The sequence below is a fragment of the Kitasatospora acidiphila genome (genome assembly GCF_006636205.1).
Taxonomy (GTDB): domain Bacteria; phylum Actinomycetota; class Actinomycetes; order Streptomycetales; family Streptomycetaceae; genus Kitasatospora; species Kitasatospora acidiphila.
On record NZ_VIGB01000001.1, the window covers coordinates 24,871 to 36,649 of the forward strand.

Below are 11,779 nucleotides of genomic sequence, written 5' to 3' on the forward strand. Positions count from 1 at the left end.
ACGAAGTCGGCCAGCGCGGTAGGGCCGACTACTGGCGGGGGACCGTCAGTCGGTGGCGAGGAGTCGCTCGAGCCAGTTGTGGCGCGCCGCGAGGGCGGCCTTGCTGAGCCGTGCCTCGGGGACCTCCCGGTCGAAGGCGTGGATTCCGCCGGGCCACACGTGCAGCTCGGCCTTGCCGCCGGCCTGCCAGATCCGGTCGGCGTAGGCGAGGATCTCGTCGCGCAGACATTCCGCGGAGCCGACGTCGAGGAACGCCGGAGGCAAGCCGGTCAGGTCGGTGGCGCGGGCAGGCGCGGCGTACTGCGGCACGTCCGCTCCGTCCTGGACGTCGCCGAGGAGCGAGCTCCAGCCGAACCTGTTGTAGCTGCGGTCCCAGAATTCGATTCCGTCCATTTGCATGGCCGAGGCGCTGTCGTTGCGGTCATCGAGCATGGGGGACATCAGCAGCTGGCCGATCAGGTGGGGGCCGCCCTTGTCGCGCACGGTCAGGGCGAGCGCGGCGCTGAGGCCGCCGCCGGCGCTGTAGCCCGTGACGACGATGTGCTCCGCGTCGATGCCGAGTTCGTCCGCGTGGTCGGCGGCCCAGAGCAGACCAGCGTAGGCGTCGTTGATCTGGGCGGGGTAGGGGTGCTCGGGCGCGAGCCGGTAGCCAACGGAGATCAGTGTGGCTCCGAATCGCTCGGCCATGTCGAGCAGTTGGTCGAGCCCGGTGCGGTGATCGTTGCAGAAGAAGCCGCCGCCGTGCATGAAGTAGAGCACCGGCCGCGACGCCGGCGCGTCAGCGGGCGTGCAGACCAGCAGCGGGATCTCGGGGTCGCCGTCCAGGCTGGGGACCGACGGCTGGGAAACGGTGAAGCGCCCGCCACGGCTGAGGTCCGCGAGCGCCGCCACCGCGGCGTCGACCTCCGCGCGGATCCCCGGCAGCATTTCGAGGCTCATCGGCGCCAGCTCCGGCTCCTCCGCCATGTAGGCGTCATATGCGACCTGGAGTTCGGCATCGAGTGGAACGGGCACGGCGGGCACGGTCTTCCCCGGTTCAAGATTCACGCGCGCACGCTAGCCGCCCCGCTCCCTTCGAGCCAGCCGATTTTCATTACGGCCCGCCCTCGGACAACGACCCGAGGTTCGGCGAGTACAGCACGCACGAACTCGGCATCGAACCCGACGCGTACGACCCGAAGCTCGACGTCGACCTCACCCTGCTGCGCGAAGGGGATCTGAACGTCGTCGGCTTGGACCGGGCCGCGTGGTGCCGGGTGCGGCCACGAGCGGGTGAGGCGGCGAGCAGCCCCGTGCGCGCGGGCCGGTTGCTGTACCGCGCCGGGTGCGCCCGCGGCGACGACGCGGGCGCCGAGTCGTCAGGCGGGCTGGACGGTGATTGAGCAGAGGCGCTTGGTGGCCCGGGTCAGGGCTACGTACAAGTCCCTTTCCCCACCGGGGCGGGCCGCGATGATTTCCTCGGGGTCCACGACGACGACCCCGTCGAATTCCAGGCCGCGTGCTTCGGACGCCGGCACGATGCGTGCGTGGTGAGCGATGCCCTGGGCCGTCAGCTCGGTCACCCTGCTTTCCGCGCAGATCACTCCCAGAAGCTCGCCCGGGTGCGCGGTGCTCTGGGCACGGAGTTCCTGAATGACGGCGGTGACCAACCCGTCCGGAGGTGTGGCCACGGTGCGAGGGCTCTCACCGCTTCGCAGTGACCGTGCGGGCTGCTGGTCCGGAGCGATCCGCGTGAGCAGGTCCCGGACGCTCTCCAGGATCTCCTGCGTGGTGCGGTAGCTGACGGTCAGGTTGTGCAGTTTGAACCGCGGTCCGACGTGGGGGCTCAGTGCTTCCTTCCAGTCGCGTGCCGTCGCGACCGGGCCTGCCTGGGCGAAGTCACCCACCAGCGTCATCGCCCTTGCCGGGCACCGGCGGACGATCATCCGCCACTGCATGGCGGTCAGTTCCTGCGCCTCGTCGACGACGACGTGCCCGTACATCCGCTCGGGGGGACCGTCGACCAGGCTCGCCGCCTCGTCCAGCAACGGCACATCGGCATCGGTCCACGGGTCGTCCGGACCGCGCAGCAGAAGGGACCGCTCCTGCGCCGTGAGGCGGGGCAGGTGCTCGGCGAGAGCGCCGGCGTTCGTCAGGAGCGCCTTCACGAGGTCACCGGGTACCAGCCGCGGCCACAACACCTCGACCGCTCGGTCGACGCCGGCGTCGTCAAGGAGATCGGCTCGGATGGCGTCCAGGTCCAGCTCGTGGACCGGACCCGAGTCGGCCGCACCTTCGGCACGGCGCTGGGCGGCTCCCGTGAACCGGTCGAGGTCCAGGCCCGTCATCCTGACGGCATCGGCGTCGATCTGCTCCAGGAGGTCGCCCATGTCTCGTTGCATCGCGTCGGTGACGGCGTCGACCAAGAGCTCTCTGAACACCTGGCGCGCGGGGTTGTGCCCCGGTGCGGCTGCCACGGCGGCGTCGCGTGCTGTGGCGACTTCCTCGCCGGACAGGTGAACCAGTTCCCGTCCGACCCGCACGGTGAAGTCACCGGCGGGGGCTTGGTGGACGCGCAGCAGGCCGGCCAAGGCATCGGCGAGGTCGGAGCTGCCCTTGAGACGCGCCGTATCGAACGGGTCCACCGTGTCCGTGGACACTCCGGCCAGTTCCCCGCAGGTCGCCAGAACGACGTCGTTCTCTCCGAGCGAGGGAAGGACCTGGGAGATGTAGTCGAGGAACCGGGAATTCGGGCCCACCACCAGGACACCCTCCTCCGCGGCGCGCGGGAACGCGTACAGGACGTAGGCAGCCCGGTGCAGGGCAACCACCGTCTTGCCGGTGCCGGGCCCGCCCTGCACCACGGTCACCCCGCGGTGGGCGGAGCGGACGATCTCGTCCTGCTCGGCCTGCAGCGTCGCGACGGCCGCGTGCATCCTGCCCGTACGCCGTGCCGACAGGGCCTCGGTCAACGGACCGTCCCCCACGACGTCCTCGTCGGTCGGGACGGTCCCGTCCAGCAGTTCGTCGCTCACCGAGATGACCGTGCGCTCGTCGAGGCGCAGGTGCCGGCGCCGCCGCAGGCCCATCGGGTGGACCGGTGTCGCCTCGTAGAAGGGCCGCGCCGCGTTCGCGCGCCAGTCCACGAGCAGCGGCAAGTCATCCTCCTCCCTGTGCAGTCCGATCCGCCCGATGCGCAGGGCCATGCCATCCGTCCAGTCGATTCGCCCGAAGACCAGCCCCTTTTCGGCGCCCTCCAGCCGGCCGATTTCCTTGGCCAGACGCTCGGCGGCGATTTCTCGCTCGCATGCCTCATCGGCGCTTTCTGCCGGGGCCTTCAGCACACTCGCTCGGTGTACTCGCGCCTCGGAAAGCCGCTCGGTGAGCAACTCATACAAGGAGGACACATAATCCCGCTCCGATTCAACCGCACGCACAGCGAGATCATTCATTTTCGACAACAGGGGGCTCCTTCGACTCGAGCCACACCATACGGTCAAAGCTCCCTGAAGGTAAGTCTTGACTTACCTGGTGAAGCTATGGCCCTACGACTGAATCCATGACGGCTGACCGTGTGGCGCATCATGCATTCCGCCGTTCCGCATATCGCTAATTGCGCTCCCGATGCCCGTCTGCCTTCTGGGCGAGCCCGCCCTTGGATGCCGGCGATGTACTGGCGAGCTGCTGTCCACCGTGACGTGGTTCGATGCTGACGACAGCGTGGAGTTGACCCTCGCCCCCCGACTTCGGATCCTTCGTCGAGGGCCTCACTTCCGCCAATGACTTCGACTGAAACGCCACGAACACACCCGACTAACCTCGCGATCAGCGCCACGGTCCCTGCCCAATACAGCGAGACAACGTCACAAGCAGGGCGAACGTTGCCTGATGCGGCACTGGTCTGCGCATTTGGCTGAACGTTCTCAGGCAGCTCACTCTTCACCGGTTCGAGCTAATTGGCTCCAGGCCAGAAATCTCCGTGCTAGTGCTTTCCTTAGCCTCCCCCACGCTACGAATGCGAGACGAAGAGGCTCTGCACCGGGCAACGTGACGTCACGTGCCGCTGTACATTTTCCCAGCAAAGGTCGGCTCAGATCCAAGTAGCCCAAGCTTTAGCAGAATTGAGAGGAACTCATGACGACCAGTCTCCCGAGCTGCGCGGGGCCGGTGCCTGAGTCGGGTCCGCCGGTGCGCCGCACCACAAGGCCTGGAAGGGGCTGCCCGCCCGCGCGGGCAGCCCCTTCGTCATGCCCTCCGCCGTCGTGCCTTGCGCGACCGGCGGCGGACGTGATGGCGAGTCCGGTCCGGTCCCGTCCGCGCGGAGTGGACCGGGCCCGCCGCCCGAACCGGGATCGCATCGTCAGACCGGGATCGACAGCGGCTCTCGCCCGCGCGGGCAGCTCAACCACCTCGAAGTGCGGAGGGCGGACGGGCCCCCTCCGCCCGCCGGCGGTCATCAGGTGGACCTTGGCCGGCCTGCCTGGTGAAGGCCCGGCCACCCGTCGGCGGGCCGTGCCGGGCTACCCGAGGTGCAGCTCCCGCAGACGCTCCGGGCCCACCGGGCTCGGTGCGCCCATCAGCAGGTCCTGGGCGCTCTGGTTGAGCGGGAAGGCGATCGTCTCCCGGATGTTGGGCTCGCCGGCCAGCAGCATCAGGATCCGGTCGATGCCCGGGGCGATGCCGGCGTGCGGGGCGCGCCGTATTGGAGGGCGCGGAGCATTCCGCCGAACTCCTGCTCCACCTGGGCCCGTTCATAGCCGGCGAGTTCGAAGGCGCGGAACATGATGTCCGGGTCGTGGTTGCGCACGGCACCGGAGGAGAGCTCGATCCCGTTGCACACGATGTCGTACTGCCAGGCCAGCACGGTCAACGGGTCCTCAGCATCGAGCGCGGCCAGCCCGCCCTGCGGCATCGAGAACGGGTTGTGGGAGAACGCGATCCGCCCGGTACCCGGGTCGCACTCGTACATCGGGAAGTCGACGATCCAGCAGAACCTGAATGCCTCCTCCCGGAAGCGGCCGGTGCGTTTGGCGGCCTCGACCCGGAGCTCGGCCATCACCGGGTCGACCTGGGAGCGCTCACCGCCGGCCAGCAGTACCGCAGTGCCGGGCTCGGCGCCGACCGCCCTCAGCAACAGCGTTTCCTGGTCCTGGGTCAGATGGTTGGCCAAGGGCCCGGTGACGTCCAGATCGGCGCCGAACCGGAGCCAGCCGATCCCCTCGGCGCCGTGCCGGACGGCGAAAGCGGCCAGCTCGTCGAAGAACCTGCGGGGCCGGTCCGCGGTGCCGGGCAACGCCAGCGCCCGCACGTGCCGGCCGGCCAGAGGAGTGAACGCGGAGGCGGTGAAAACGGTTGAAACGTCGACCAGTTCGAGTTCCGCTCGGAGATCGGGCTTGTCGGTGCCGTACTTGAGCAGGCTGGTGCGGTACGGGATGCGTGGGAACGGGGAGACGATCTCGCGACTGCCGCCGAAGCGGACGAACAGGTCGGTCATCACCCGCTCGACCACCGCGAAGACGTCTTCCTGCTCGACGAAGCTCATCTCGATGTCGAGCTGGTAGAACTCGCCGGGCGAACGGTCGGCCCGGGCGTCCTCGTCGCGGAAGCAGGGGGCGACCTGGAAGTAGCGGTCGAAGCCGGCCACCATCAGCAACTGCTTGAACTGCTGGGGTGCCTGCGGCAAGGCGTAGAAGGTACCCGGGTGCAGCCGGGAGGGGACGAGGAAGTCACGCGCACCTTCCGGGGAGGTGGCGGACAGGATCGGCGTGGCCAGCTCGTGGAAGCCCAGCGAAGCCATGGTGCCGCGCAGGAAGGCGATCACCTCCGAGCGCAGCATGATGTTGCGGTGCATCCGCTCCCGGCGCAGGTCGAGGAAGCGGTGGGTCAGCCGCTGCTCCTCCCCGACGTTGTCCTCGGGGAAGACCGGGAACGGCAGCGGGCGGGCGGTGCTGAGCGCTTCGACGGCGGTGACCTGAACCTCGATCTCGCCAGTGGCCAGCTCGGGGTTGACGTTCGGCGCGCTGCGGGCCGCCACCCGGCCGTCCACCCGCAGCACCGACTCGCGCGGCAGGGTGCGCAGCAGTTCGTAACCGGGACTGTTCGGGCGGACCCTGAGCTGCACCAGGCCGTAGTGGTCGCGTAGGTCAACGAAGAGGATGCCGCCGAGGTCACGGCGGTTGTGCAGCCAGCCGCTGAGGCGGACCTCGGTGTCGAGGTCGGCGGCGCGAAGGGCGCCGCAGGTGTGGGATCGGTAGGGATGCATGGGCTTTCCCGAATTGGTCGGTATGAGGGCTCCCGGCGCGGGCGTCGCGCACGCGGCCCGGATCAGGGCAGCAGGCCGTGACCGCGCAGCTGCGCGCGGGCCTGCCGGGAATCGGTGAAGGTGACCGTCAGGCCGCCGAGTTGTTCGAGTGCCCGGGTATTCTCCGATTTGTCATCGATCAGCAGCAGGTCCTGCGGCCGGTGCCCAGCGCGCCGGGCGATCTCCTCGAAAAAGCCGGCGGCGGGCTTGCGCACGCCCAGGTCGCAGGAGGCGTGGACCTCGATCGGCAGGCCGCCGAGCAGATCGCGGGCCACTTGGCGGATCCACACCGGGTAGTTGGAGCCGATCACGGTGCGGTGCAGTGCCGCACAGTCCGCCACCAGCCGGCGCATGCCGGGCAACCACTGCTGGCCCTGCCTGCGCAGTCGGTGGAAGCGGTGCGGGTCGATCGAGAGGCCGCTGGCTCGCAGTGCCCGCCAGTATGCGGCCTCGGTGATCTCGCCGCGCTCCAGGGCATGGTAGAGCTCCGGTGGGCGAGCCCGCTGGAACTCCTCGAAGGTGCAGCCGGCGGCTTCGGCGTAGGCGGTGCGGTAGGGGTCGTGGACGAGCGTGCCCATCAGGTCGAACACGATGATCACGGTGGCCTCATCCGACGCGCACCATCAGGGCGGTGATCTGGTCGGCGCCGAGGTGGCCTACCCGGCGCAGCGACCCGGGCACGACCTCCAGGGTGCGACCGCCCTCGTCCAGGGTCCGGGCGAGGATGTCGAGCGCACCGCGGGCCAGCGTCGCGCCGACGCAATGGTGCACGCCCCAGCCGAAGCTGAGAGGGCGGGCCTCGCGGCCGGGCAGGAAGGCGAGCGGGTCGGGGAAGACCTCTTCGTCCAGGTTGGCCGAGCCCAGCACCAGCAGCACGCGTTGACCAGGCAGTACCGTGTGCCCGGCGATCCGGAACTCCTCGGTGGCGTACCGGACCGCGAAGCGGAATGGGCAGCTCAGGCGCAGCGCCTCGTCGGCGGCCGCCCGGTAGGGCCGGGCCGCCGCGCTCGACTGGTAGCGCTGTGCCGCTTCGGCCAGCGCGGCAGCCAGCGGGTCGAGGGTGCCGGTGATGATCTGGACGGCCACGGCGACTGCGGTCTGCTCACCGAGTCCGGTGTCGTCGGCGATCTCACGCAGCGCCAGGGCGAGCGGGGCGGTCGGCTCCGCGAGGACGGTGTCGCGCACCGCGGCTTGCGCCATGGTGAGCGACTCCCGGGCTCGGCCGCCCACCTCGTCGTCCAGGTGGGCGCGCGGTTTGGCCAGGTAGGCCATCAGCCCCTCGGTGGCCCCGGCAAGCGTGTCCAGCTGCGCGGACGTGGCGCCGAACAGCGCGGCCAGCAGCCGTAGGGCGTAGGGGCGGCAGAACCGGTCGATCCAGTCGACCGGCACCGACTCGGTGCTCAGTTGTTCGAGCAACTCTGCGCAATCGAGTGCCAGTTGGTGGAGGATCGGCGCGCAGGCCGAACGGCTGAACGCCGGTCGGAGCCGGTCCCGCACCATGGTGTGGTGGTGTCCCCAGGCCTGGAAGAAACGCAGGACAGGTCGGTGCAACTCGACCTGCTGCGCGGTCAGGTCCGCGTCCGCCAGTGGGTCGCGCTGCGCCATGTTGGTCAGCGCCGGGTGGAGCAGCAGCTCTTGGACCAGTTGGTAGGAGGTCACCAGCAGGGCGCCGGTACTGGGTTCGCGCGAGACCGGCTGGGCGGTCATGGCGTGCAGAGCGGCACGCGGGTCGCTGGTGGAGTAGTCGGCGAAGATGGCGTGCATGCGGTACCTCGCGGTGCGCGGCGGTCAGTTGCCGGCCAGGTGCCAGCTGCCCGGCCCGGCCGGCGCAGCGAACGCCCGCGAGCCGGAGACCACCACCGCGAGCCGGGCCGCCGGGTCGAACTCGGACTTGAGCAAGCCGGTGAGCGAGATGTACCCCGACTTCTCACGCTGGTAGTCCAGGGCGATGCCCGCCTCCGCCAGGATCTCGTCCACCACCGGACGCAGGTCCTCAACGGTCTTCGGCGGGACCGACTCCAGGGTGCTGCCGACGGGCAGCCCGGCGCGCAGCTGCGGCAGCGTGGCCACCGGGTTCGTCGACTGCAGGGTGGGCTCGAACGGGTCCTCGGGCAGGCGCAGTTCGCTGTCCTCGATCCGGTCGATGCCGTGCTGCCAGGCCCAGGTGAGGGTGTCGGCGTCCCCGGGCTGGTAGAGGCGGTACCGACGGTCGCACAGCACGCCCGCCGGGGTGTCCACCACCTGACTCAGCCGCTCGAAGCCGACCTCGAAGCCGAGCGGTCCGTAGCCTCCGGCCACGGTCTGCACGATGGTGTCCACCTGCGGGGCAGCCTCGTAGATGACCGAAGCCAGCACCGACTTGCCCTCCAGCTTCCAGTCGAACGGGGCCAGGTGGACCCGCCCGTCCGCAGCGGCCGCCGCCTTGGCCTTCGCCGACAGCTCGGCGTAGGCGCAGTCGATGGCGTACAGAGGCTGCTCGGGGTCGGCGGTGATGTCGCCCAGCTTGTCGACGTTCAGCCGCGGCAGGTACCCGGCGCAGGAGACGCCGGCACGCTGCGCGTAGTGCCGGTAGGCCAGCGCGGTGTTGCCGGTGGAGTGCACCGAGACCCGGCGCAGGCCGTGCTGCTTGGCGGCGGCGAGCACGATGGCCGCCTCGAAGTCCTTGAACGTGCCGGTGCCCAGCGCGGTGCCGTCGACCAGCCACACCTCGGCGACGCCGAGCCGGGACTCCAGCTGCGGACTGCGCACCACTCGGGGCAGCACGTGGTCGTCCAGCTCGGGCTCGTACTGGACCGGCACCAGCTCGGGGTAGCGCCAGGGCAGGCCGCGCTCGGCCGCCACCAGCTCGACGAAGGGCCGGGGCGCGGGCAGCTGCAGCCGCAGCGCTTCGCCGCACCCGCCGCAGCGGTACTGCAGGATCTCCTCGTCGGCGGGGACGCGGTCCGGGCAGGACGGGCAGGCCAGCTGGTTGATCGACTGATCGGTCATCGGAATCTCTCCTCTTGGGATGGCGTCAGTTGGGGGTGTCGTGAGGTGGCGTGATGCGGTGAACTGCGACGGCGCGGGCCGCGGATGGTCAGCGGCTGTGGTGCGAGCGCCGGTCGGCCAGGGCGGCGGCCGCGGCCCTGGCCGCCTCGCAGTCCATCGGGCGCAGCGGGTGGCCGCGGCGGGCGATGTCGTCCAGCAGGCCCTGCGAGGCGTTCGGGTGGCGCAGTGCGTACAGCAGGAGGTTGCGGTCGGCCCACCGGCGGCGGTGGGAGGCGGACTGACGCACGATCAGCCGCAGGGTCGCGGCGTCGGTGTGCGGGTTCATCAGGGCTGCATGGCGCACCCACCAACTACCGCCATACGCACGTTCGAGCTGCGCCCGCACCTGCCGGGCCGAGCCCGCCAGGAAGACCTGCAGCATCGCCTGCGGCTCCGAGCGGCACGCCGTCCCCTCCGCCCGGGCCGGTATCGCCGTGCCGGTCAGCACCGCGGCCAGCTGCTGCAGCACCTCGCTGTCCAGCGGGGCATTGGCGGCCAGCCAGTCGTGCCGGCGGTCAAGCAGCCGGCGGACCGAGGCGAGGAACTCGGCGGCCAGTGCCGCCCGGCGCACCTGCTGCTCGCGGTGGCTGGTTCGGCCCTGCTCGCAGTCGCGCCGCAGCCGCATGGCCGTGGCGAAGGCCGCCGGTGCGCCTGGTTCCACCAGCCCCTGCGCCGCGAGCGCACCGAGCACCGGTTCGGTGGCGTGGTGCCGGGAGCGGCCCTCGATCAGCGCACCGCACTCGGCCAGCGCGGTCCAGCAGCGGGTGGCGCCGAGCGCGAACTTCTCCGGGCGGTACAGCGTGGCGCCGTGCACGGCCGGCAGCAGTACCGCGGTGGCGAGCAGGTGGCAGACCTCCTGGGCTCGCAGCCGGCTGTCCCGCCACAGGTCGCCGACCACCTCCTCGAAGGCCGAGACGAGCGCCGGGTCACCGCCGATCACCTCGCTGAACATCACCGCGTGCAGGTCGGTGGCGTTGGCGGTGGCGAAACCGCGCAGCGCTCCACGGCCGCCGGTGCAGGCGACCAGGTCGAGGTACTGGGCGTACTGGACGGTCAGCGCGGGCAGTTCCGCACCGCCGGGATTCCAGCACATCAGATCGAGGTCGCTGGAGGGGGTGCGCTCCCTGCGAGCCGTGCTCCCCCAGGCTGTGACGACCAGGCCCGGTACGGCGTCGAGCAGGGTGCGGGCCAGCAGGTCGGCCTCGTCCCGCAGCATCGTCGCGGTCACCGACGGGCCTCCAGGGTGCTGCCGCCGTCGAAGGCGATCACCTGCCCGGTCAGCTGGTCGACGTGCGGCAGCAGTGCGGCGGCGAAGTCGGCGAGTTCGGCAGGAGTCACCAGCCGGCCGCCCGGGCGGCCAGGAGCCATTGGTGCGGCCGGGTACTGGCTCCGCACCCGCTCGGCGTTGCGCTCCACCATCACCGTGCCCGGGGCGAGCCCGACGAGCCGGATCCCGTCGGCCGCCCAGCCGACCGCGAGGCTGCGGACCAGCGCGGCCACCGCCGCCTTGACCGCCGCGTACAGCGGCTGGTTCGGGCGTGCGGTCAGGGCCGCGTTGGAGGTGACGACCAGACAGGCGCACGAACTGCCGCGCGTCTGCCGGTGAACCGTGTGGAGCACGTTGACGCAGGCCGTGAAGTTGTCCCGGACGATCCGGTCGACCTGCTCCGGAGCGGCCTCGTGGACGGTGGCGGAGGAGACGTGACCGAGGGTCAGGGCGACCACGGCGGGCGACCCGTAGTCGCGGACGGCGCCGCTCGCAGCGGCCCCGAACGCGGCGCGGTCGGCCGCGTCGACTTGGTGGAACGCCTCGGCGCCGGCCGCCTCCGCAGGGCGGACCCGGTCGAACAGCACCACCCGGTGGTCGGCGGCCAGCCGCGCACCGAGGGCGCTGCCGATCCCGCCGGCGCCGACCACCCAGGCGACGGGCAGGCCGGTCGCGTCGCCGGTCATGCGACGGCGCCCGCACGCTCGAGCCGGGCGATCTCCGCCAGCTTGGGGACCGACCGTGCCGAGTCGAAGCTGTGGTGGAGCCAGGTCTCGACCAGTGTCCTGGCCATCGCGGGGGCCGTCACTTCGGCGCCGAGCGCGAGGACGTTGGCATCGGAGTTCCGGCGCGCCTTCTCGACGCTGAAGGCGTCGGTGCAGCGGGCTGCCCGCACGCCGCGGACCTTGTTGGCGGTGATGCTCATGCCGAGGCCGGTGCCGCAGATCAGGATCGCCGAGTGGTAGCCGCCGTCGGCGACCCGCTCAGCGGTCTGCCAGGCCAGGCCGGGGTAGTCCCGGTCCCCCGAGCCGACCGCCGTCTCCACCGTCCGCCCGGCGGCCTCGACGGTCTCCCGGACCGCTTCGGCGAGCAGGGCGCCCATCGGGTCGTAGGCGAGGAGGACAGTGTTGCTCATGGTGCTTCTCCTTGTTCGTCTCGGTTGACTGGCAGAAGAACTGCCAGTCCGTCAGTTCGTGAACCGGCGG

9 protein-coding genes and 1 pseudogene are annotated in these 11,779 nt (G+C 70.8%); 1 reads left to right on the forward strand and 9 read right to left on the reverse strand.

Annotated elements, in window-relative coordinates; translation table 11 throughout:
• Window positions 1-45: 45 nt before the first annotated feature.
• A complete protein-coding gene (locus tag E6W39_RS00135) occupies window positions 46-1,014 on the reverse strand; it encodes an alpha/beta hydrolase (protein ID WP_228717852.1) in 969 nt (322 codons plus the stop codon).
• On the opposite strand from E6W39_RS00135, the gene E6W39_RS00140 reads away from it, so the two are divergent.
• Complete coding sequence (locus E6W39_RS00140; protein ID WP_141631669.1) at window positions 1,002-1,382, forward strand: hypothetical protein; 381 nt, start codon at window positions 1,002-1,004, stop codon at window positions 1,380-1,382. The two genes, E6W39_RS00135 and E6W39_RS00140, sit on opposite strands and share 13 nt — an antisense overlap.
• Here E6W39_RS00140 and E6W39_RS00145 read toward each other — a convergent pair.
• The 8 genes and pseudogenes from E6W39_RS00145 to E6W39_RS00180 all read right to left on the reverse strand — a co-directional run bounded on the left by E6W39_RS00145 (window position 1,359) and on the right by E6W39_RS00180 (window position 11,709).
• Window positions 1,359-3,431 carry a HelD family protein gene (locus tag E6W39_RS00145; RefSeq protein WP_228717869.1) on the reverse strand — a complete coding sequence of 691 codons (2,073 nt, stop codon included), beginning with the start codon at window positions 3,429-3,431 and terminating at the stop codon, window positions 1,359-1,361. The two genes, E6W39_RS00140 and E6W39_RS00145, sit on opposite strands and share 24 nt — an antisense overlap.
• A gap of 1,068 nt (window positions 3,432-4,499) precedes the next feature.
• Window positions 4,500-6,241 (reverse strand): annotated as a pseudogene (gene aspS, locus E6W39_RS00150) (aspartate--tRNA ligase).
• A 62-nt stretch (window positions 6,242-6,303) separates the two neighbouring features.
• Complete coding sequence (locus E6W39_RS00155; protein ID WP_141631670.1) at window positions 6,304-6,879, reverse strand: HAD family hydrolase; 576 nt, start codon at window positions 6,877-6,879, stop codon at window positions 6,304-6,306.
• Window positions 6,880-6,886: 7 nt separating this feature from the next.
• On the reverse strand, window positions 6,887-8,044 hold the full coding sequence (locus E6W39_RS00160; RefSeq protein WP_141631671.1) for a cytochrome P450: 1,158 nt from the start codon (window positions 8,042-8,044) through the stop codon (window positions 6,887-6,889).
• Window positions 8,045-8,068: 24 nt separating this feature from the next.
• A complete protein-coding gene (locus E6W39_RS00165; protein WP_141631672.1) occupies window positions 8,069-9,268 on the reverse strand; it encodes a pyridoxal-phosphate dependent enzyme in 1,200 nt (399 codons plus the stop codon).
• Between the two features lie 88 nt (window positions 9,269-9,356).
• Window positions 9,357-10,535 carry a hypothetical protein gene (locus tag E6W39_RS00170; protein ID WP_141631673.1) on the reverse strand — a complete coding sequence of 393 codons (1,179 nt, stop codon included), beginning with the start codon at window positions 10,533-10,535 and terminating at the stop codon, window positions 9,357-9,359.
• Window positions 10,532-11,260: an SDR family NAD(P)-dependent oxidoreductase gene (locus E6W39_RS00175; RefSeq protein ID WP_141631674.1), complete on the reverse strand. Its 729-nt coding sequence runs from the start codon at window positions 11,258-11,260 to the stop codon at window positions 10,532-10,534. Before E6W39_RS00175 ends, E6W39_RS00170 begins: the two co-directional genes overlap by 4 nt.
• Window positions 11,257-11,709, reverse strand: a complete 453-nt coding sequence (locus tag E6W39_RS00180) for an RpiB/LacA/LacB family sugar-phosphate isomerase (protein WP_141631675.1) — start codon at window positions 11,707-11,709, stop codon at window positions 11,257-11,259. The genes E6W39_RS00175 and E6W39_RS00180 overlap by 4 nt, the downstream gene beginning before the upstream one ends.
• Window positions 11,710-11,779 lie beyond the last annotated feature (70 nt).